This window comes from Amycolatopsis sp. cmx-11-51 (assembly GCF_047608665.1).
GTDB lineage: Bacteria > Actinomycetota > Actinomycetes > Mycobacteriales > Pseudonocardiaceae > Amycolatopsis.
Map to the genome: position 1 here is coordinate 52,587 of NZ_JADNQO010000022.1, position 19,355 is coordinate 71,941.

21 protein-coding genes and 4 pseudogenes are annotated in these 19,355 nt (G+C 67.6%); 14 read left to right on the plus strand and 11 right to left on the minus strand.

Annotated elements, in window-relative coordinates; all coding sequences use genetic code 11:
- Positions 1 to 168 precede the first annotated feature (168 nt).
- Positions 169 to 636, plus strand: coding sequence for a hypothetical protein (locus ACM6LU_RS36710; protein WP_414942468.1), 468 nt, complete (start codon positions 169 to 171; stop codon positions 634 to 636).
- 449 nt (positions 637 to 1,085) lie between these two features.
- Here ACM6LU_RS36710 and ACM6LU_RS36715 read toward each other — a convergent pair whose 3' ends face one another.
- Positions 1,086 to 1,562: a glycosyltransferase gene (locus ACM6LU_RS36715; RefSeq protein WP_414942469.1), complete on the minus strand. Its 477-nt coding sequence runs from the start codon at positions 1,560 to 1,562 to the stop codon at positions 1,086 to 1,088.
- Positions 1,563 to 1,571: 9 nt separating this feature from the next.
- Complete coding sequence (locus ACM6LU_RS36720) at positions 1,572 to 1,886, minus strand: hypothetical protein (RefSeq protein ID WP_414942470.1); 315 nt, start codon at positions 1,884 to 1,886, stop codon at positions 1,572 to 1,574.
- A gap of 552 nt (positions 1,887 to 2,438) precedes the next feature.
- On the opposite strand from ACM6LU_RS36720, the gene ACM6LU_RS36725 reads away from it, so the two are divergent.
- From ACM6LU_RS36725 to ACM6LU_RS36735, 3 genes and pseudogenes are all read left to right on the plus strand, one after another.
- Positions 2,439 to 4,055, plus strand: coding sequence for an MDR family MFS transporter (locus tag ACM6LU_RS36725; RefSeq protein ID WP_414942471.1), 1,617 nt, complete (start codon positions 2,439 to 2,441; stop codon positions 4,053 to 4,055).
- A pseudogene (locus tag ACM6LU_RS36730) lies at positions 4,049 to 4,387 on the plus strand (DsbA family oxidoreductase); the annotation flags it as partial. The gene ACM6LU_RS36725 and the pseudogene ACM6LU_RS36730, both read left to right, overlap by 7 nt.
- Before the next feature lie 16 nt (positions 4,388 to 4,403).
- A complete protein-coding gene (locus tag ACM6LU_RS36735) occupies positions 4,404 to 4,694 on the plus strand; it encodes a DsbA family oxidoreductase (RefSeq protein WP_414942485.1) in 291 nt (96 codons plus the stop codon).
- 49 nt (positions 4,695 to 4,743) lie between these two features.
- On the opposite strand, the gene ACM6LU_RS36740 is transcribed toward ACM6LU_RS36735, so the two are convergent.
- The 6 genes from ACM6LU_RS36740 to ACM6LU_RS36765 form a co-directional block, all read right to left on the minus strand.
- Complete coding sequence (locus ACM6LU_RS36740) at positions 4,744 to 5,346, minus strand: DsbA family oxidoreductase (RefSeq protein WP_414942472.1); 603 nt, start codon at positions 5,344 to 5,346, stop codon at positions 4,744 to 4,746.
- A 14-nt stretch (positions 5,347 to 5,360) separates the two neighbouring features.
- The gene (locus ACM6LU_RS36745; RefSeq protein WP_414942473.1) at positions 5,361 to 6,287 is read right to left on the minus strand and encodes a pyridoxamine 5'-phosphate oxidase family protein; all 927 of its coding nucleotides are present in this window, start codon (positions 6,285 to 6,287) and stop codon (positions 5,361 to 5,363) included.
- An 80-nt stretch (positions 6,288 to 6,367) separates the two neighbouring features.
- Complete coding sequence (locus ACM6LU_RS36750) at positions 6,368 to 6,652, minus strand: DUF6365 family protein (protein ID WP_414942486.1); 285 nt, start codon at positions 6,650 to 6,652, stop codon at positions 6,368 to 6,370.
- The gene (locus tag ACM6LU_RS36755; RefSeq protein WP_414942474.1) at positions 6,595 to 6,783 is read right to left on the minus strand and encodes a hypothetical protein; all 189 of its coding nucleotides are present in this window, start codon (positions 6,781 to 6,783) and stop codon (positions 6,595 to 6,597) included. Before ACM6LU_RS36755 ends, ACM6LU_RS36750 begins: the two co-directional genes overlap by 58 nt.
- A 322-nt stretch (positions 6,784 to 7,105) precedes the next feature.
- Positions 7,106 to 8,077, minus strand: coding sequence for a hypothetical protein (locus ACM6LU_RS36760; protein ID WP_414942475.1), 972 nt, complete (start codon positions 8,075 to 8,077; stop codon positions 7,106 to 7,108).
- Positions 8,074 to 8,589, minus strand: coding sequence for a SigE family RNA polymerase sigma factor (locus ACM6LU_RS36765; protein ID WP_414942476.1), 516 nt, complete (start codon positions 8,587 to 8,589; stop codon positions 8,074 to 8,076). The genes ACM6LU_RS36760 and ACM6LU_RS36765 overlap by 4 nt, the downstream gene beginning before the upstream one ends.
- Before the next feature lie 676 nt (positions 8,590 to 9,265).
- Here ACM6LU_RS36765 and ACM6LU_RS36770 point away from each other — a divergent pair.
- Both ACM6LU_RS36770 and ACM6LU_RS36775 read left to right on the plus strand, forming a co-directional pair.
- Positions 9,266 to 9,502 (plus strand): hypothetical protein, encoded by a 237-nt coding sequence (locus ACM6LU_RS36770; protein ID WP_414942477.1) that lies wholly within the window; start codon positions 9,266 to 9,268, stop codon positions 9,500 to 9,502.
- A 327-nt stretch (positions 9,503 to 9,829) separates the two neighbouring features.
- Positions 9,830 to 10,240 (plus strand): hypothetical protein, encoded by a 411-nt coding sequence (locus ACM6LU_RS36775; protein ID WP_414942478.1) that lies wholly within the window; start codon positions 9,830 to 9,832, stop codon positions 10,238 to 10,240.
- A gap of 269 nt (positions 10,241 to 10,509) precedes the next feature.
- On the opposite strand, the pseudogene ACM6LU_RS36780 reads toward ACM6LU_RS36775, so the two are convergent.
- Positions 10,510 to 10,992, minus strand: a pseudogene (locus ACM6LU_RS36780) (hypothetical protein); the annotation flags it as partial.
- Positions 10,993 to 11,359: 367 nt separating this feature from the next.
- Between ACM6LU_RS36780 and ACM6LU_RS36785 the strand changes: the two are divergent.
- The 7 genes and pseudogenes from ACM6LU_RS36785 to ACM6LU_RS36815 form a co-directional block, all read left to right on the plus strand.
- On the plus strand, positions 11,360 to 12,661 hold the full coding sequence (locus ACM6LU_RS36785) for an ATP-binding protein (RefSeq protein WP_414942479.1): 1,302 nt from the start codon (positions 11,360 to 11,362) through the stop codon (positions 12,659 to 12,661).
- On the plus strand, positions 12,658 to 13,086 hold the full coding sequence (locus ACM6LU_RS36790) for a roadblock/LC7 domain-containing protein (RefSeq protein WP_414942480.1): 429 nt from the start codon (positions 12,658 to 12,660) through the stop codon (positions 13,084 to 13,086). Before ACM6LU_RS36785 ends, ACM6LU_RS36790 begins: the two co-directional genes overlap by 4 nt.
- Positions 13,083 to 13,436 (plus strand): DUF742 domain-containing protein, encoded by a 354-nt coding sequence (locus ACM6LU_RS36795; RefSeq protein ID WP_414942481.1) that lies wholly within the window; start codon positions 13,083 to 13,085, stop codon positions 13,434 to 13,436. The genes ACM6LU_RS36790 and ACM6LU_RS36795 overlap by 4 nt, the downstream gene beginning before the upstream one ends.
- Positions 13,414 to 14,010, plus strand: coding sequence for a GTP-binding protein (locus ACM6LU_RS36800; RefSeq protein ID WP_414942482.1), 597 nt, complete (start codon positions 13,414 to 13,416; stop codon positions 14,008 to 14,010). Before ACM6LU_RS36795 ends, ACM6LU_RS36800 begins: the two co-directional genes overlap by 23 nt.
- A complete protein-coding gene (locus ACM6LU_RS36805; protein WP_414942483.1) occupies positions 14,007 to 15,395 on the plus strand; it encodes a cytochrome P450 in 1,389 nt (462 codons plus the stop codon). The genes ACM6LU_RS36800 and ACM6LU_RS36805 overlap by 4 nt, the downstream gene beginning before the upstream one ends.
- Complete coding sequence (locus ACM6LU_RS36810; protein ID WP_414942487.1) at positions 15,377 to 16,480, plus strand: cytochrome P450 family protein; 1,104 nt, start codon at positions 15,377 to 15,379, stop codon at positions 16,478 to 16,480. The genes ACM6LU_RS36805 and ACM6LU_RS36810 overlap by 19 nt, the downstream gene beginning before the upstream one ends.
- Before the next feature lie 169 nt (positions 16,481 to 16,649).
- Positions 16,650 to 16,697, plus strand: a pseudogene (locus tag ACM6LU_RS36815) (hypothetical protein); the annotation flags it as partial.
- Between the two features lie 71 nt (positions 16,698 to 16,768).
- Here ACM6LU_RS36815 and ACM6LU_RS36820 read toward each other — a convergent pair.
- Positions 16,769 to 16,948 (minus strand): hypothetical protein, encoded by a 180-nt coding sequence (locus tag ACM6LU_RS36820; RefSeq protein WP_414942489.1) that lies wholly within the window; start codon positions 16,946 to 16,948, stop codon positions 16,769 to 16,771.
- A gap of 80 nt (positions 16,949 to 17,028) precedes the next feature.
- Here ACM6LU_RS36820 and ACM6LU_RS36825 point away from each other — a divergent pair.
- Positions 17,029 to 17,622, plus strand: a pseudogene (locus ACM6LU_RS36825) (DDE-type integrase/transposase/recombinase); the annotation flags it as partial.
- A gap of 1,605 nt (positions 17,623 to 19,227) precedes the next feature.
- On the opposite strand, the gene ACM6LU_RS36830 reads toward ACM6LU_RS36825, so the two are convergent.
- On the minus strand, positions 19,228 to 19,347 hold the full coding sequence (locus ACM6LU_RS36830) for a hypothetical protein (protein ID WP_414942488.1): 120 nt from the start codon (positions 19,345 to 19,347) through the stop codon (positions 19,228 to 19,230).
- Positions 19,348 to 19,355 lie beyond the last annotated feature (8 nt).

The window sequence follows — 19,355 nt, forward strand, 5'->3', positions numbered from 1 at the left end:
GACCGGCACCCGCGCACTGGCGTTACCCGACCGGGTGAAAATTGGCCCTGGCCAGGTGCTCGCCTTCTCGAAGAGCGACTCGCCCCACGGAAATCCGTTACGAGGTGCGTGTTCCCCGGGCTTACAGTGCTTGCCCACAGATCTGCGAACGGCCGGAGGGATGATGTCATGGGCTATGACCACCCCGTGCTGAAGGCTCTCCAGGCGACGGAGGAACTGGCCAGCCTGATTGAAGCCGACTTCGACACCGACCGCGGCGGGTTCACCTGGTGGCACGACTACGGGCTGGACGACGTCACGATCACCGGGATCATGGACTACCTCTACGGTCTGGTCACTGCGGTCGAAGAGAACCTCCGTTCCGCGGCAGTCCACCTGGCCGACCTTCGCGAGAACCGCCACGGCGACGATCACGCGTTGATCAAGTGCCTGAAGGAGACCGGGCGGCTCCCCAACCTCCTCCAGCGCACCGACCTCGAAGCTCGGCGAGATGCCCGGATCCACGCACACGAAGCCGGCGTTCTCCACGCCACCGGGTCGATCCTCGACACCCTTGCCGGGGTCGTGATCGGCATCGACACACTGCTGCTCACGAGGACTCCCTGTCCACCCTCACCGGCGTCGTCGAATCGGTGAACTACGCAGTGGTCGGGACCTTCCTCGCCTGCTCAGAACTCTGGCGCAAACGCCGCGACCAACCGGACCTGATCACCCAACCGAGCGGCCAATGGACATCATGGACATCCGCGAAGCCGCCTCGCGTCACCACCTTCAACGGCTACAACCCGAACACCATCGCCCCTCAAAGCAACTTGGCCGCACTGGTCAGCCCCAGCACCGGACGCCGACTCCAAGCCGCGAAAGTCATGAACCGGGAACACCCACCAACCGCCTGAAACCCGCGAGAGACCGAGCGGCAACGCCGCTGCAGCCCACCTTCACCAAGCTCCGCCCCCAGCGAGCCCAGACGTGGCACCCCACGTTCCCGTACTAGGTGTCCTCCTCCGCGGATCGAAGCGCGTGCTGCGAGGACGCCAACTTCCATCGGCCTCAAGAACATGCCCCCCCAACGGGCGCGGGTAGGGTCAGTCAGTCGGCCGTCCGGCCTTGTCGGCGCCGGATCCGCACATCGAGAGGTGCGGCGGACCTCGGGATTCTGATCGCCCCAACCATGTCGGCGGGGGCGGCTGACCGGCGTTCTCCTCGGCGATTTCCGTGGCTCGCTCCCAGAATGAGGGATCGTCCAGAACTCGCACGGCGGCGGCGAGGATCGCGTCCGCGGTGTCCTCACCCGGCTGTACGGTCACTGCCGCGCCGAACGTACTGAGGCGCTGCGCGTAGTCGGTGACGTTCGGCAAGTACGGGATGAGCACCTGTGGCACGCCGTTGGCCAGCGCGGTGAGCATCGTGTTGCCAACGGTGTGATGGACCAGAAGGTCGAGGCTGTGCACGACGACGTCGAGCGGCAGCCACCCGGCGTGCACGTTGTCCGGCAATGGCCGCAGTTCTTCGGCGATGTCGTCCGGGGCCGCGACCAGCAGGCCGACGTCGAGCTGGGACACCTTCTCCACCTAGCCGGTGAGCACGTCGAAGTCATAGTCGCGGGTGACCCGGCTGCCCGCGGTGACCAGTACCCGCGGCCGTTCGCCGCGGCGGTACATCCAAGGCTTGACCTGACGCGGGCTGCTCACCGGGATGTAGCGCATGAACTGCCCCTCGGCGGCGTCGGAACGCTGCAGGCTCGGCGGGCAGATATCGACGAAAAGATCGGGCGGGGGAAGCTCGTCCAGGCTGAGTGCCTCCAGCTCCGGACCCAGTTCGGCGGCCGCCGCCAGGTCGATGATCCGCGGCTCTCCCCTGCCGATGGCGTGTCTGACATGGGGCACGCCGAGTTTCCGCCGCCAGCATCGGGGCCGCGAAGGACAGCGCGCCACCCACCACCACGTCCGGCCGCCAGTGCGCGGACAGGTCGGTGAGGGCCGGCATGCTCTCCGCGGCGAACCGGCCGAATCCCCTGCCGTTGAAGATCAGGCGCTCGTGCGGGCCCTTCGGCAGGGTTAAGGGTGTTCCCCGCCGATCGGCGAACATGAAATCCATCATGTTCTTCTGTGACGACGCCACAGCCGGCAAACCGGTGCTCGTCACGGTCGGGACCGTGTTCTGTGGAGTGGCCACCAATACTTCGTGCCCCGCATAGCGCATCGCCAAGGCCAACGGGGTCACCGCGAAGATGACGCCCCCGCTGCCGCCTGCCACAAAGAGAACTCGCATGCCTTCACCCTGCGGGGCGCCGGTCCAGCATCACTCGACGCGGCCAAGACTCCCGGCGAAGTCCACTTGACCTCAATCATGCTTGAGGTTGCAGAGTCGTCCTCGCCTGGCTTCTTTCGTTCTCCAAGGGGGTTTATGACGTCTGCGGCTATCACTGCGAGACCGCGATGACCGGCACCGTGCGCGCCGCCCAGCCGGACACCGGCGGACGCGCCGTGGTCACCATCCTGACCGGGCTGATGCTCGGCATGTTCCTCGGCGCGCTGGACACCATGATCATGGCATCCGCGCTGCGTACGGTGGCCGACCAGCTGCAGGGCCTGACTCTGCAGGCATGGGTGAGCACGGCTTATCTGGTCACGCTGACGATCTCCGCGCCACTGTACGGAAAACTGTCCGACATCTACGGCCGCAAGCGGCTCTACATCATCGCGATCGTGCTGTTCCTCGCCGGTTCGGTGCTGTGCGGGCTCTCGCAGTCGATCTATCAGCTGGCCGGCGCGCGGGCGGTGCAGGGTCTGGGCGCCGGCGGGCTCACCTCGCTCGCCCTCGCGGTGGTCGCCGACATCGCGCCGCCGGACAAACGCGCGCGGTATCAGGCGAACCTCGGTGCTGTCTTCGCCGTGGCCAGTGTGGCCGGACCGGTGCTGGGTGGCCTGTTCGCCGGTTCTCCGGAAATACTGGGCATCGCGGGCTGGCGCTGGATCTTCTTCATCAATGTCCCGATCGGACTGGTGGCCGGCCTACTCGTGGTGCTGTTGCTGAAAGTGTCTGCCAAGGGCGCGCGGCAGCGCGTGGACTACGGCGGCGCGATCACCCTGGCCATCACGGTGCTGCCGCTGCTGGTCGTGGCCGAGAACGGCAGGCATTGGGGCTGGGGGGCGCCGCTCTCGATCGCGCTCTACGCGCTCGGCGGCGTCGGGCTGGTGGCCTTTCTCCTGGTGGAGCGCCGGGTCGGCGACAGCGCGCTGCTGCCGGCAAAGCTCTTCCGCAACCTGTCGTTCACCTTGGTCAACATGGTGAATTTCCTCGGTGGTCTAGGGGTCTTCGCCGGACTCGCCTTATTCCCGCTGTACTTGCAAATCGTCAAGGGGCTTTCGCCGGTCGCGGCCGGGTTGCTGCTGCTCCCACAGTCGCTGGCCACCACGCTCGGCGCACGCAATTCCAGCCCGCTGATGAACCGCTTCGGGTACAAGACGGTGCTGGCAGGCGGCATGACGCTGATGACCCTGGTGTACCTGCTGCTCGGCTGGGTCGGCGTGGCCACACCGGTGTTCGTGCTCGGCGTACTGGTGACCGTGCTCGGCTACGGCATGGGCGTGTTCTTCCAAGTCATCCTGATCGCCATCCAGGACAGCGTGCCTGCCTCGGACATCGGGCTGGCCAGCGGTCTGTACAGCTTCACCCGGCAGATCGGCGGGGTGGCCGGTACCGCGGTGTTCGTCTCGCTGCTCTTCGGCGTCGCCGATGATCGAGTCGGGGACAGCTTCCGCGCGGCGTCGGAGCAGGACCCGCTGAGCACCGCGCTACGAGACCCACAGGTACTCGCCGTCCCCGCCAACGCCAAGCTGGTCGGGGAAATCCAGGCCACGGGGACGGTCGGCCTCGACGACACCTCGTTCCTGGCGCAGGTCGACGGCAGGCTCGCCCAGCCGATCCTGGAGGGGCTGGCGTCCTCACTGAACCTGGTGTTCATCGTCGTTGGCGCCTTCCTGGCACTGTCCGTGATCCTCGCCCTCTCCGTCAAGGGCAAGGCGGGATCTGAGGAGGAGACCCCATGCTGACCGTGGAAATCTGGTCGGACGTGATGTGCCCGTGGTGCTACCTCGGCAAACTCAATTGGCGTGCGGCGCTGGCGCGGTGTGGTTTCGCGGATGATGTGCGCACGGTGTGGCGGTCGTTCGAACTCCGCCCGCACCTGCCGCCGGGCAAGGGCGACCGGCTGGCCGTGATCATGCGGCGGGACTGGCAGATGAGCGAGACCGAGATCGAGTCCGTGTTCACCGATATCCGCGCCAAGGCCACGGCGGCGAGCGTGCGCATGGCGCCGGAGAAGATCAGCCCGGTCAACAGCTTCGACGCGCACCGGCTGCTGCACTCGGCCGCCGAACGAGGCGTTGTAAGAGGCGCTGCTGGACCGGCTTTTCGCCGCCTATCACGCCGAAGCCGCCGACTTGTCCGACCACGCCGTGCTCCGAGAGCTCGCCGCCGGGGTGGGCCTGCCCGCCGAGGACGTCGACGACGTCCTCGGCAGCACGCGATACGCAGCCGAGGTCCGCGCCGACGAGCGGACGGCCAGGGAGGTAGGGGTGACGGCCGTGCCGTCCTACCGGCTCGGCGATCGGCGGGCGGTGTCCGGCGCGCTGGACGTCGACCGGCTGGTGACGTTGCTACGGGAAGCCAGGCAGCCGACCGCGGGATGACGAAGACCCCGGGTACCGCAACCGCGTGCTTCCGGTACCCGGGGCCGGTTCAGTTCTTCGCTGCCCCGGCGAGCACCTCCACGGGCCGCAGCAGTGGCTGCGGGCCGCCGGAACCGGCGATGATGGACGGCACCATCCGCACTCCCGCTTCCGCCGCGCGGTGGAAGTCCGCGAGCACCTCGTCGGTGTACTCCATACTGTTCAGAACCCGCGCGACCTCCGCGCGGTCCAACCCGGTGTCGGCGCCCAGTTCGGCCAGCACGGCCGGATCGGAAATGACCCGGTGCTCGGTGAAATGCGCGCGGTACATCGCGTCCATCACCGCGTCCATCCGGCCGTGGTCGGCCGCCAGCTTCAGCAGCCGATGCGCGTCGAAACTCGTCACCTGGCGAGTCCCCGGCAGGTCGATGTCCAGTCCCAGCTCGGCACCGGTGGCGTGGATCACCGCGATCCGACCGGGTACCTGTTCGGGGGCAAGGTATGCCGCCATCGCCTCCGGCACGGTTCCCGCCGGTTCACGCCGCGCGCCCGGAATCAGGTTGAACGCTCGCCAGCGGAGCTTCGCAGGCCGACGGGCCAGTGCCTCGTCGAGCCGACGTTTGCCGACGTAGCACCACGGGCAGAGCACATCGTAGAAGATCTCGACCGGCACGACCGACACCCCACTCAGGCAGGGGCCAGCGCGGCCAGCGCCGACCAGTCGATCGTCGGGGCGATGAGACCCCGGCGCTCGAGGTACTTACGCGTGCGGTCGCGGCCGTCCTCGATCCAGGCCTCCCACGAATCGTCGGTGTGCCCACCGGCCAGCGCCCCGGGAATGCGTTCGGGCCGGAAGGTCCACTCGGTATCGGATCCTTCCGCGGTCCCGGTCACGTGCAGCGAAACCATGTCGCCGGACTGCCCGTTGTGGCGATGCCACAGCAAGGCCCCCTTACCTGGTGCCCCGGCGAAGTCCTCACGCGTCCGCAGGGTCAGCTCACCGTCCACAGAGGACTTTTCAACCTCGGCGCGCGCGACGTACGGGTATCCGTCGGCATCAAGCGTCGCGAACGTGACGCTCGGGTACCGCTGCAGCGAGTCCTCGATCCGCACCGCCATCAAAGCGGACTCGTCCGGTTGAGGCTCGATCGCGCCCCCGGCAGACAAGCTCTCCAGCTGGTGCACCTTTTCCGGAGTAAAGAAGAAGGGCAGGCGGAGGTAGTACCAGTCCATGGTGGACCGGGCGCCCTCATCGGCGAACTCCTCGACCAGGTTCGGGTTCTTGCGGAAGAGTTCCCGCCAGTACTCCTTGAGGTCCTGCGGCGTGGCGACCACATCTGGCGCGCTCACGACGCCCTGCAGCAGCACCGTGCGCGCGTTGGTCAGCCCGCTGCCCACCGGATCGGAGTACAACAGTGCGACGCGCCCGTTCCGCCGCATGTCGAACGCCTTCTGCGGGTAGGAGACCGGGGTGGTGATGACGACCTGCTGGGACTCGGAGACCCAGGCGGAAGCCATCGGCCGCACCTGTGGACTGCCGTCGCGGCCGATGATGGCCATTTCCAACACCCGCACCTCGGCGAGGACCTCCGCAACGTCCGTGGCAATGAGCATTCCAGTCCTTCCAAAACTGCATGGCCCTGCGCGGGCACGGCGGCGACATGTCGACGATAGAACCTCAACTTCGCTTGAGGTCAAGATTGCGGGCGGCGCAGCGCGGCGCGGACCGCGTCGGCGGCACTGGGCAGTAGGGCGAGCGCGCGTAGGTAGTCCGCTCGCCGGTCGGCCAGCGCGCGGTGGGTGGGCTCGTCATAGAGCAGGTCCATCAGCGCGCGGAGCACCGCCTGCTCGTCGAAGATCTCCGCGGACAACCCGGCTTCCACGAACGGGTTCCGGCGCAGCAGCGGGCCATGATGACGTTCTAGCGCCAGGGCCAGAAAGTGAACGCGGGCACGGGGCAGGGAAAGTCTTCCACACAGGCGCGTGCGTGCGGGCCGAGTTCGCCGAGCTTGGTCTCGAGGACGTCGAGCGCGCCGGGGTCGATGTCGCCCACCAGCACCGCCAGCTCCAGTGAGGCGGGGAAGTACGCACCCGTCCTACGGCCAAGCACCCGGCGAAGAAGGTCTCGATTAACCAGCTCGTGTTGGCGTGCCGATGTTCGTCGTCGGCGGTGTCGTCTTGGGAAACCAGTCGGGTTGGTTGTCGAACTCGACGCTATATGTCGGAACGGCCCAGTGCCGACGCATCGCTGAACCTCGCCGACCCCGTTCGCACCGTTGCGAATTCGACGGCAACCCTTCGGCCGGTCACGAGCCGGACAGGAAGGGCCGGATACATCATGCCATCCATACGAGCGCCACTTGCTCAACGAACAAGGTGGCGCTCGTATGGATTCTGCAGGCGGCTCTTCTGGGAACCCCGCGGTACCTGGCTCAGGCCACGCCGCTCCTCGCGATTTCTTTCAGTGTGGCTGTAGTCGCGTTCGCAGAGGTCACGGAGATCCAGTACTTCGCGTTGATCTGCCGGACCACGACTTGGCCGTCATCGGTGAGCAGAAGCCCGTCTGATGGCTTCAAAGGCAATTCCTTGACGTCGTTCACCGTTCCCGGGCCGATCCTCTGCCATGTGGCAGGTGCGGTCCCGGCTCGGATACCGACGAGGATACAAGCCGGACCGTCAGCAGCGGAGCCGTCAGGACAGAAACGGAACGATTCCGGACCGTCGATGCTTCCTCCATCTGCGGCTTGCAACGTCATCGACTGCGGCACCGCGATCCTGCTCAGCGTCGCGGTCACCGGGCTCGGCCGTGCGGTGACGGACTCGGCGACCTCCTGCAGTGTCTTCACCGTGATGGCGCTTGAGGCGCCGCCGATGCTGGCCCATTTGCCAGGGGACAGCTGCCAGCTCAACTCCCTGAAGCCGGACCGCGCGTCCACTGTTCGCAGCACCGCAAGGATCCCGTTGATCCTGCGGGATTCATCCTCCGTACCGGCAACTGGGTCTTGGCTCCGGACCCGGACGACGATCGTCTCGAAGCTGCCGTTGCCCACATACTGCGCCGAGACCTCGCCGGGCTTGAGCGCCCAAGAGTCCAGGACGAACCCCGCGGGCAGCCGACCGACCGTGAACGGCAGCGACTGTGCCGTCTCGACCGTCCTCGCCGGCGGAAGAGCCGATGCAGCAGGCTCCACCGCGACAGGCGGCCGGTCTCCTTCCAGCATTAGCAGCCCTCCGGCGACTAAAACACCGGTGGTGACGGTGGCGGTGGCGGTGAGCGCGGTCGCGCGCCGTACCGACCTACGCCGCCGCAGGATGGAGTGCGTCTTGACCAGCGTCGCGGTTGCGTCGGGAGCCAGGCTTTCTCTCTCTCGCAGGCTCTTTCGGAGCAGGTCGAGGTCGGTCATGATTCAGATACCTCCGCAAGGTCGGATTCGAGGTGGAGCCGCAGGACCGCGAGCCCGCGCGAGATGTGACTCCGCACGGTGCCGGTGGCACAACCCATCGCTTCAGCGATCTCGGTGTCGTCACGATCCTCGTAGAACCGCAGGACGATGGCGGCATGCTGGGCGGGAGTCAGCTTCCGGAGCAAGACGACAAGCTGCTCTCGGTCGGCTATGGTGGCCGTCGGGTCACCGGACGACGGTTCAGCGCCCGCGTAGTCGGCGGTTGGCCGGACGGAGCGCTGGTACCAACGCTTCCGCCAGGACAGGTGGCCGTTGACGACCATCCGCCTGAGATAGAGATCCGGCCGATCGGCCGAGACAACCCGTCCCCAGTGCCGGTGTGCGCGCACCAAGGCGTCCTGGACGAGATCTTGGGCAAGCTCGCGGTCGCCTGTCAGTACGGCGGCGAACCGCAGCAAGCCCGGAAGATGCTCACGGGAAAATTCGTCGAAGGTGCGCCGTGTGGACTCCACACCTTTAAGACTCCTTCTATCCCCGCCGCTGTTGCGGTGATTCCGCGATATTTCTTGTCCCAAGACCCGGCGCAAGTGCGCCTGCCGGCGATGTCGGCCTACGTCCCGGTCAGGCACGCAACCACGTCAGGAGGGCTGTCACAAACAGCGGCCAAATGTCCTTGACACCGCGTTCGCGGGACAGTTGTGCCCATCAGAAGGCGGACGGCTGAGCCCACGTTTCGACCAGCTTAGTGTCTCGGCCACCCGCGCGGCAGGCTGATCGAGCCTGCCCCAGACGAGCAAGACATCGTCGGCACGTACGGAAGTGACAGTGGCATCAGCGAATTCCTAGGCGGCCCCGCTGCCTCTCCTACAGGAGTAGCCGCATGAGGTAAGCGTGATGAACCGGCTGGCGGCGGGACCGGTCAGCCGGAGTGTCTCGCCGCTGCCTCTGAGCATCGCGATACGGGGTGAGTAGGACCCGGCGTATTGCAGGTTCTCGAGCAACTCGTCGGTTCCGACGATCGCGGCGTCAGGTCTCACGTGCGGTTCAAGACCGAGTGCGAGCTCAGCGTCCCACACGATGGATCAAGTGTTGCAGTAAGCACGGCGGGCCCAGAAGCGCACCGTCTGCTCGAACCCCTGACCGCATGGCAAGTTCGGGATAAGTGGCCAGGAACGTGGACACGGGGTCGTGTCCGCCGACGACCATCCAATCAATCGGGCTCTGGCCATTCCTCGGACCTGCCAGATCGACGTCGTCGAAGGTGAACTGACGCTGCACCTGACGGCGTGCCATGGGTTCGATCCAGCGAACTGGAGCCGGATCAATTCAGCGGCGGACCTCAGCAGGTGCCTGCGGCCGGACGCGGCGTCGCTGACGGTTGAGCGTTGCGACTCGTCCTGGCTGCAGCGGTGGAACCTCGGGTAAACATTACTGTGACGCCTTCCGTTCCAGCTCTTGACCCGTCGCCATCCGATCCCCTGGCACCGAAGGGTCGATGCACAAAGCTGCATCAAACCCCTGTTAGTTCGCATCAAGAGCCCCTTGAGCAACAAGTGCGCGCCCGTGCAAGATGACTACTCGAATGGAGCTGTGCATGAATAACCGTAACGGGGGTGCCCTGTGAAGAACCGCGAGTACTGAAAATCCAACTCAGCACGATACTGTGGTCATTGATGCGGCGGCCCGACCCAGGGGAAGTACGCATGTCTTATGCGTGTACTGCCGGGCCGCTGAAACTCCAAAGGAGATTTCGTGAAGCGACGTTTGTTGGGCTTGCTCGGCGGCCTGGCCGCGGTGGCCGGCACGACGCTGACGGGGGCTGGTACCGCGGTGGCCGCGCCGGCGGTCGAACCCGCCGCCGCAGGCGAGGTGGGCACGCAAGCCGCATTTCGCCGGGATTGTCCGACAATCACCTGTACGTTGGGCGTCCCGGACTTCCCAGGTGGCACGATGAGTGTCGACGCCGACGCCGACGGCAGAGGCCAAGCGACCTGGGTGCTGATGAACAAATGGGGCCACCAGTATTGCAAGACACCGTTCCGATTGGAGGCCCCGGCGCAGTCATGGGTCTGCCATAATATGCCCGGCGGCAACTGGCGACTCACGCTAGTCTTGAATTACGGCCAGGACACTCACTGGGCTCAAATCGGCGCCCGCTGGTAAGGCAAATGGGCGCCCATTTGTTAGGGCCGGGCCGACAGTGCTGTTCGCCCCCGGTGCTCCAGGACGTCACCCACGCCAGGCGACGTCCAGCAGCGCAGCACCATGCGCCGGATTGAGTCAGGCTCGTCGCACCGCGCTTCTCTGCCACCGCGACAAGCACCACAGATATTCGACATGGCCGGGCGGCGGCGCCGGAGCGGCAAACGGAATCGAACGCCCTCCACATTCACCAGCAAGCGCGGCTTCATACACTCCCCACGCTACTCACCTCACCCGACATCCCCCGTGCGGCGGGCCACCGATGGTCCTCGACGTGGGACTCTATTCGAGCAGCAGCTTAGCGGCCACTGTGGCGCCATCAGTCCGAATAGTGCCCGCCACGACACGCGCCCGCTCGCCGGCGTCGACGGCCCAGGCTCGGCGTAGACCAGGTCTCCCGGAGTGAAGGTGATGCCGCCGAAGATCACCGGCACGTCCACGCCACCCGCGCCGGTTTTGGTGCTGTTGCGCGGATTCGTGCCCGCGCCTTGACCCCGAGCGGAAGTTCCGCGAGCACCGCGCTGTCCCGCACCGCCATTGATGATCAGCCCAGCCCAGCCGTTCTCCACCGCCGAGCCCGCGATCAGATCGCCGGTCAGCGCGGTGTGCAGTGAACCGCGGCCGTCGACCACCAGTACCGCGCCCGCGCCAGAGGTGCGCAGCAGTTGGCGGACCAGGCCGTTGTCCTGGTGGCACGCCACCGTGCGCACCGGACCGGAAACCCGCCGGTGCCCGCCAAATTCGCGGAACTACGTGTCACACACGAGGAGCCGCACGCCGTGTTCGTCGACGAGGTCGGCGGCGGCGAAGCCCTTCCTCACTGGCGGTGCGCCCTTTCTTCACGAAGTCTGGGAGAACACGCCCAGTTTGCGCTACGGTACTCGCTGCTGACATTGCGCCAGGCGCGATGTGACGTCCGTCCCCGCCGTTGTGGAGCTGCGCACATGCCGTCCTGTCCCGGGCCCGCCCGAATGCTCCTCGCCCGGCAGCGCGGCCGCGGCCCCGACGCGGACCTGGTGCGGCTCCCTGCGATCGCCTAGCCGGCTGGTCGGTCCCCGCCCAGCTGACCGTGAGGATTTCATGGAATACACCCTGCTGCTGGCAGGCTTGATCTGTCTGTTGTTGCTCGCCATCGCGCTCGCCGTGCTGCTGCTCCGGCAGCGCAACGTCACCACCACCGTCGGCCGGTACCGAGATGCCGCCGTCGCCGAGTTGAACGCGCGCGAAGCCGAGGAGCGCCACCTGCGCGAGGTGCGGCTCCCGGCGATCGCGGAGTCGCTGGCGAATCCGTCGGTGACCGTGCCGGGCCCGCTGCGCGGCAACGGCGATCCGCACCGCGCGGTGCTCGAAACGATCACCGAACTGCTCGGGCAGACCCGCCGCGATTCCGCCGATTCCGCCGCCGCGACCCTGCGCGCGATGATGCGCACGGTGCAGAACCTCGCCGGTGAGCAGCAGGTGCTGATCTCGGAGATGGAGGACCGACACGACGATCCGTCCGTGCTCCACGGGCTGCTCGGCCTCGACCACGCGAACTCGCAGCTGGGCCGCCGTGCGCAGGCGACCGCGGTGCTCTGCGGTTCGTGGCCCGGTCTGCAGCGCTCGGCCGCCACGCTGACCGACGTGGTCCGTGGCGCCACCGGCCGCATCCGCGACTACGCGCGCGTCCAGATTCCCGCGCCGTCGGATACCGCCGTGGTCAGCCAGGCGGTGGAGCCGGTGGTGCTTGCGGTGGCCGAACTGCTGGACAACGGCGCCCGCCACTCCCAGCCCGGCTCCCCGGTGCAGGTCACTTTCCAGCAGGCGCACAACGGCCTCGCCATCATCATCGACGACGCCGGTGTCGGCATGACGGTGGAGGCGGTGCAGCGCGCGTCCTGGCTGCTCGGCGGCCACGGCGGCCAGGACATCGCCGCGCTCGGGGTGCCGCCGCGCATCGGGTTCGCGGTAATCGGCGCGCTCGCCAACCGGTACGGGTTCCGCGTCTCGGTGGACACCCGGTCGCCCTACGGCGGGGTGCGCGCGGTGCTGTTCCTGCCGACGGAACTGCTCACCAGGATCACCATGCCGAGCCCGTCCCCAGCCGTGCTCACCCCGGTCCCACGAACCGAAACCCCCGAAATGCCCGCTACGCCCGAACCAGCCCGGCCTGCCGAGCCCGTCGTGGCCGCTTCCCCGGTGAAGACCACGGATCTGGGCACCACCGCCCACGGTCTGCCCCGGCGCCGCCGCCGCACGCTGGCCGCCACCCAGGCCCCGGAGCCTGCCGCACCGGCCGCTCCGGCGCCCGACTCGAAACCGGTCGCCACCGCCGCGGCCTGGCAACGCGGAACCCGTCGCGGCCGCGCCACTTCCACCGACCTCGAAAGGGATGCCCAGTGAGCACGAACACCGACGCGACCACCAACCGGCTCGGCTGGATGCTCGACCAGGCCCTGCAGATGCCGGAGATGCTCTACGCCGTGCTGCTCTCCGCCGACGGCCTGCTGATGGCCCATTCCGAGGGCATCAGCCGTGACGACGCCGAGCGCACCGCCGCCGCGGTGTCCGGGCTGCAATCGCTCGCCCGCGCCACCGGCGAGTTCTGCCGCCAGCCCGGCGAGCAGTGGCGGCAGACGTTGATCGAGTTCGACGGCGGGTTCGTCTTCCTCACCGCCGCCGGCCAAGGCGCCTACGTCGCGGTGTCCACTACCGGCAGGGTCGACGTCGAAGGCGTCTCCTCCCGCATGCAGGAACTGGTGCAGAGGCTCGGCCAGGAACTGACCGCGCCGCCGCGCTTCCCGGCCGCCGGAGGCTCCCGGGCATGACCCCGAACCGGCGCGAGCAGGCTTTGGTGCGGCCGCACGTGGTCACCGAGGGCCGCGCCCACCCGACCCGCAACACGCTGGACGTGGCCACCGTCGTCTCCGCCACTTGGGCGCCGATGGCCGGGCTGAGCCCGGAGAAGCGGCGGGTGATGGAGCTCTGCCGGGGCGGTGCGCTGGCCGTGGCCGAGGTGGCCGCACACTTGAACCTGCCGACCAGCGTGACCAAAGTGCTGTTGTCCGACCTGCTCGATTCCGGTCACATCGAAGCCCGCGCCGCCGTGCGCCAGGCCGATATCCCCGACCACCAACTCCTGCAGAAGGTACTCGATGGCCTCCGTGCTCTCACCTGACGGCTACGTCCCAGCCACCGTCCGGACCTCGGTGAAGATCCTGGTGGTGGGGCCGTTCGCGGTCGGCAAGACCACCTACGTCGGCACGCTGTCCGAAATCCGCCCGCTGCGCACCGAGGAAACGATGACGCAAGCCGGTGCGCTGGTGGACGACCTGTCCGGGGTGCGCGGCAAGAACACCACCACGGTCGCGATGGACTTCGGCAGGCTGACCATCGGCGACGACGTGGTGCTCTACCTGTTCGGCGCGCCTGGCCAGCAGCGGTTCACGCAAATGTGGAAGGACCTCGCCTACGGGGCACTGGGCGCGCTGGTGCTGGTGGACCCCACCCGGCTCGAAGAGTCCTTCGACGTGATGGGACTGCTGGAGGAACTGGGCCTGCCGTACGCGGTGGCCATCAACCAGTTCGACGGCGCCCCGAGATTTCCCGAAGCCGAGCTTCGCGAAGCATTGGACCTGCTTCCCGAAACCCGCCTGGTCAGCTGCGACGCCCGCGATCGCGGGTCGTCCGCGCAGGCGCTGATCAGCCTTGTCGACTACCTCTTCGACCCCATCCGCCAGGAGCATTCGTGAGCACTCCCGCCGCCGGACCACCGCCCGGCTGCCCCGCGCACGCCGAGCGCGCCCGCCTCTACGACGAAGAATTCGCCCGCGATCCCGCCGGTGTCTACGCGAAGATGCGGGCCGCGCACGGACCCGTCGCGCCGGTCGAACTCGCGCCTGGCGTGAACGCCACCCTGGTCCTTGGTTACGAAGCCGCACTGGAAGTGCTGCGCGCGCCGTCGACCTTTCCCCGCGATCCCCGGCGCTGGCAGCAGAACCAGCCCGAGGACAACCCGGTCATGCCGATGATGGGCTACCGCCCCAACTGCCTGTTCACCGACGGCGCGGTGCACGCGCGCCTGCGCAGCGCGGTCACCGGCAGCCTGGCGCGGCTCAACCCGCACGCGCTGCGCGGTTACGTCGAGCAGACCGCGCGCGAGCTGATCGCCCGGTTTTCCGCCGAGGGCAAGGGAGATCTGCTCACCGACTACGCGACCACGTTGTCGCTGCAGGTGTTCAACCACCTCTTCGGCTGCCCGCCTGCGCTCGGGGACCGGCTGGTGGCCGGGATGCGCGGCATCTTCGACATGGTCGATCCCGAGCGGGCCAACGCCGAGCTGACCTCGAGCATGCTCGAACTGCTCGCGCTCAAGCGGGCGCAGCCGGGCCAGGACGTGCCGTCGTGGATGATGGCGCACCCGGCGCGGCTGACCGACGAGGAGATGCTGCACCAGCTGGTGCTGCTGATGGGCGCGGGCACCGAGCCGCAGCAGAACCTGATCGCCAACGGGGTGCGGCTGCTGCTGGTCGACGACCGCTTCGCCGGTGACCTGGCTGGCGGCAGCCTGCACGTGGAGGACGCGCTCGAGGAGATCCTCTGGGGCGACCCGCCGATGGCCAACTACTCCGCCGGCTACCCGTGGCCAGGGGTCGACTTCATGGGCACCCACCTGCCCGCCGCCGAACCGGTGGTGATCAGCTTCGCCGCCGCCAACACCGATCCCGCGCTGCGGGCCGAGCAGCGGGTGGGTAACCGGGCGCACATCGCCTGGGGCGCCGGCGTGCATTCCTGCCCCGCGCAGGGCCCGGCGAGGCTGATCGCCACCACCGCCATCGAAACCCTGCTCGACGCGCTGCCCGATCTGCGCCTCGCCGTGCCGGAGGACCAGCTGCAGTGGCGGCCAGGCCCGTTCCACCGCGCGCTCGCCGCGCTGCCCGTGCTGTTCACCCCCGTCGTTCCCACACCAGTTCCGTCCACCGAACCGACTGGAGAGCACCATTGGAATCCGCCGCACCCCGCCCCCTCGTCCTCGACCCCACCGGCGCCGACATCCACGCCGAGAACGCCGAACTCCGCGCCCGCGGCACCACGACGCTGGTGGAGCTCCCTGGCCAGGTGGTGGCGTGGTCAGTAACCGATCCGGAGCTGCTCAAGCGCCTGCTCGGTGACCAGCGGGTGTCGAAGGACCCGCGGCAGCACTGGACCGCGTGGCGGGAGGGCACGGTACCCGCGGACTGGCCGCTGATGATCTGGGTGGCCGTGCAGAACATGTTCACCGCCTACGGTGGCGAGCACCGGCGGCTGCGGTCATTGGTGTCCAAGGCGTTCACCTTCCGTCGCACCGAGGCGCTGCGGCCGTGGGTCGAGGAGATCACCGGCGGCCTGCTCGACCGGATCGAGGGCGCCGACGGGGTCGTAGATCTGCGCGAGCACTTCGCCTACCCGCTGCCGATCGAGGTGATCTGCCAGCTGTTCGGCGTGCCCGACGAGCACCGCGCCGATCTGCGCAAGGCGGTCGACGGGGTGTTCAACACCACCGCCACCCCGGAAGAGGCGGCGGCCAACGGCGAGCAGATGTACCGGATCCTCGGCGAACTGGTGGCGCTGCGGCGCGCCCAGCCGGGCGACGACCTGACCAGCGGCCTGATCGCGGCACGCGACGAGGACGGTTCCTCGTTGCAGGAAGCCGAACTCGTCGACACGCTGATCCTGATGATCTCGGCAGGGCACGAGACCACGGTCAACCTGCTCGACCACGCGATCACCGCGTTGCTGACCCATCCGGAGCAGCTGCGCCAGGTGCTCGACGGCGAGTACGGCTGGGGCGACGTCATCGAGGAAACGCTGCGCTGGCAGGCGCCCGTCGCGCACCTCCCGCTGCGGTACGCGGTCGAAGACATCGTCGTCAACGACGAGGTGATGATCAAGCGGGGCGAGGCGATCCTGGCTTCGTACGCGGCCGCGGGCCGCGCGCCGGAGGTCGGCGACAACCCGGAGGAATTCGACCTTTCGCGGACGAACAAGAGCCACCTCTCGTTCGGGCACGGGGTGCACTTCTGCCTCGGCGCCCCGCTGGCCAGGGTGGAGGCGGAGATCGCGCTGCCAGCGTTGTTCGCGCGCTTCCCGCGGCTGGCGCTGGCGGTCGAACCGGCGGAGCTGGAGCCCACGGCGTCCTTCATCTCCAACGGGCACCGGGTCCTCCCAGCCACCCTGGGCTGAATTCGGGTGGCTTCGCGGTGTGGACCCGGTGGAAACGCTGCTGGCCTGAAGCACTCCGGCAGCCACCCTCCTGATGGTGGCGGTAGGAGTGGTCGAACTCGTGCGCGCCAGACGGCGCAAACGGGCGGGCACCCCGCTCACCGCGACCTACCTGAACGAGGTCACCGCGATGTTCTACGGCACCAAACGCCGTGAACTCGAGCACCGGGCCGCCGTCGAAATGCTCCGCGAGGAGGAGGGCGACGGCGCCCCGCCCGCCCACGAGCATCGAACTGGCGCGCGGCACGGTCAGGTTGACGCGCGGAACAACGACCAACCGGTCACCGCGGTGAGCACCATGCGGAGCACGTTGCCCGCGTTCCACTGCCAGGCGATGGCGGTCAGCTCGGGTCCCGGCCCGCCATCGCCGAACATGCGCTGGACGAGCACGGCGATGACGTACACCGACAGCGCCACCAGCGACGTCACGCCCGCGCCGGTAGTCGCGTTTGAGGTCCTCGTCCCGGTTCCCTGGCCGCTGTGGCCGGTTCCCTGTGCGCACGCACGCCGGGAACCGGCCACTGGTCGATCGCTCGTCCCGTCCTGTCCGGAGCCCGTCGCGGACCCCGACCCGCACCGAACGGCGGATCATCAAAGTCCGGGTCCTGCGCCGGTGGGGACCCGCCCGGATCGCCTACCTGCTCGGCCTGAACCCGTCCACGGTGCACGCAGTCCTGCGCCGTTACGGCATGGCCCGGCTCGCGCACCTGGACCGGGCCACCGGACGATCGATCCGCCGCTACGAACACGCCGCACCCGGTGACCTGATCCACGTCGACATCAAGAAGCTGGGCAACATCCCCGAGGGCGGCGGGCACCGGGTCACCGGCCGCCAAGCCGGGCAGCGACACCGCACCCGCACACCAGGCAAAACCCTGGACGGCAACGGCAACAGCCATGTCGGCTACAGCTACCTGCACAACGCGGTCGACGACCATTCCCGCCTGGCCTACAGCGAAATCCTGCCCGACGAGAAGAAAGAGACCGCGGCCGCGTTCTGGCAGCGAGCCCAAACCTTCTTCACTACCCACGGCATCACCGTCGAGCGAGTCCTCACCGACAACGGCGCATGCTACAAATCCCACCTCTGGCGCGACACCCTGACCACAGCCGGAATCGCCCGAAACCTTGGCATCGAGCTCTACGCCCTTCATGACAGTGCCACGGGCCGGTGGCTCGAGATCCTGGAACTCCCCGTCATCTGGACGACGCTTACGCCAGTCGTCCTGCCTACCTTCACCCACGAGGCTCTCGCCGGAGACACGATCTACGGCGACGACCGCAACGGCTTCTTCGCGTATCTCTCGGACGACGGTGGCAAGACTCGAGTTCGCCTTCTAGAGCGGTTCGCCAAAGAATGGAACGCAGGACGCCTGCCCCGCGACGGTGGTGAGGTCGGGAGCCGAAAGCCCATGCATGTCTACGTCAAGGATTCCGAGGGGCACCCAAGATGGCGGCCGGTCTCGAACTTTCTCGTCACCTACCGCGTGGAGCGACGACACTGGCTCGGCCACATCAACCCCGCCCAGAGCCGCGGCCTGGTCAACATGCTGGATCAGTGCATTGTCCCTTCGTACACCGACGTCCCGTTGGCCCGGGACGAGTCATGGACCGAGATCGACGATCCTGACGCGGTGGCCGTGAAGCTTCGCGGGCGCCTCCACACTTTGAAGGAGGCCGTCATGGATCCGGAAGCACACACTTTGACCAACGCTCAGATCACTAACGCGAGGACAGGTGGCCTGGAGTACGGCGGAGAGTAGGTGTCAGGAACGACGCGCTCGCCGACGGGATCGGGGCCGACGCCCTGCGCAGCCCGGCATCGCGAGCCCGGTGATGTCGCTGACGACACCGATCGCCCTGTCAGCGGCTACCTGATCAGGACACCCGCGTCGCCCGGCTCCAGTCGCCGGGTACCGGCCGAGATCGTTCGGCCGAACCTGCTCGAAGCCCATAGATACTGGGAGGACGTCTCGGTGGAACAGATCCGAGAGCGTGATACGCCCTGGCCGCCATGGCGTGGTTGATCGGGCTGGGCCACCTTTCCGCGCTTCGGTTGTCTGGAGGCTCCAGCACAGTCGGTCATGGCCAAGTCTGGTCCAGCCCTGGCGGGACACACCCTCCGTGGTCAATGGCGTGTTCGAGTTGGGCTCGGTAGGGAGCGAACACGTTGAGCAGGTCGAAGACGTGCTTGTTGCGCTCCCTGGCCCTTGCCGCTCAGGAACTCGAACATCAGTCGGTGTGTCAGGCTCGCGAACCGGTCGTCTCGCGGCCTGATCTGGATCCGGTTGCGGAACAGGGACGCCGCGCGGTAGTCGCCGTTGGTGATCACGGTTCAGAGCAGCAACGACGTGATGTGGCGTTTGCGGGGGCCGAAGTCCTTCGCTGGGTGAGGCAGGCGCTGGAGTGGTTCGGTGATGGTCTCTTAGACGTCTTCGGGAATCAGCCAGCCGTCGAGCGCACGTCTGCGTCGTTGATAGTCGATCTTCGGCGGAGTGCTGTTGAGTCTGTCGACAACGTCTTGGACTGCTGTCACGACCTGGGCTGCAACCCGCGCCCATGCACGGTCAACCGGGCGTTACGGTGGGACACGAAGATCTCCCGTCGTGATCGGTGATGGCGTCAGACACCAGCACCACCCACGGAGGTCTTCGCCATGATCACCCCACAGGCAGCTCAACCGTCAACAACGACCATGGTCCCTACAGCTAGCGCTTGATCGCGACGCCTCCGGTCATGAAGCGCACCCCGATGGTGGTCGCGTCGGTGACGACCTCGTCGGGCCGCCAGAGTGCCAGCGGCACAATGCCGGGCGGCAGGATCTCCAGCCCGTCGA

What these genes read in the sequence shown, in the direction of transcription:
- ACM6LU_RS36710 (WP_414942468.1), top strand. Translation starts at nt 169, where the DNA reads ATGGGCTATGACCACCCCGTGCTGAAGGCTCTCCAGGCGACGGAGGAA.
- ACM6LU_RS36795 (WP_414942481.1), top strand. Translation starts at nt 13,083, where the DNA reads ATGACCCCGAACCGGCGCGAGCAGGCTTTGGTGCGGCCGCACGTGGTC.
- ACM6LU_RS36725 (WP_414942471.1), top strand. Translation starts at nt 2,439, where the DNA reads ATGACCGGCACCGTGCGCGCCGCCCAGCCGGACACCGGCGGACGCGCC.
- ACM6LU_RS36745 (WP_414942473.1), bottom strand. Translation starts at nt 6,287, where the DNA reads ATGCTCATTGCCACGGACGTTGCGGAGGTCCTCGCCGAGGTGCGGGTG.
- ACM6LU_RS36760 (WP_414942475.1), bottom strand. Translation starts at nt 8,077, where the DNA reads ATGACCGACCTCGACCTGCTCCGAAAGAGCCTGCGAGAGAGAGAAAGC.
- ACM6LU_RS36785 (WP_414942479.1), top strand. Translation starts at nt 11,360, where the DNA reads ATGGAATACACCCTGCTGCTGGCAGGCTTGATCTGTCTGTTGTTGCTC.
- ACM6LU_RS36800 (WP_414942482.1), top strand. Translation starts at nt 13,414, where the DNA reads ATGGCCTCCGTGCTCTCACCTGACGGCTACGTCCCAGCCACCGTCCGG.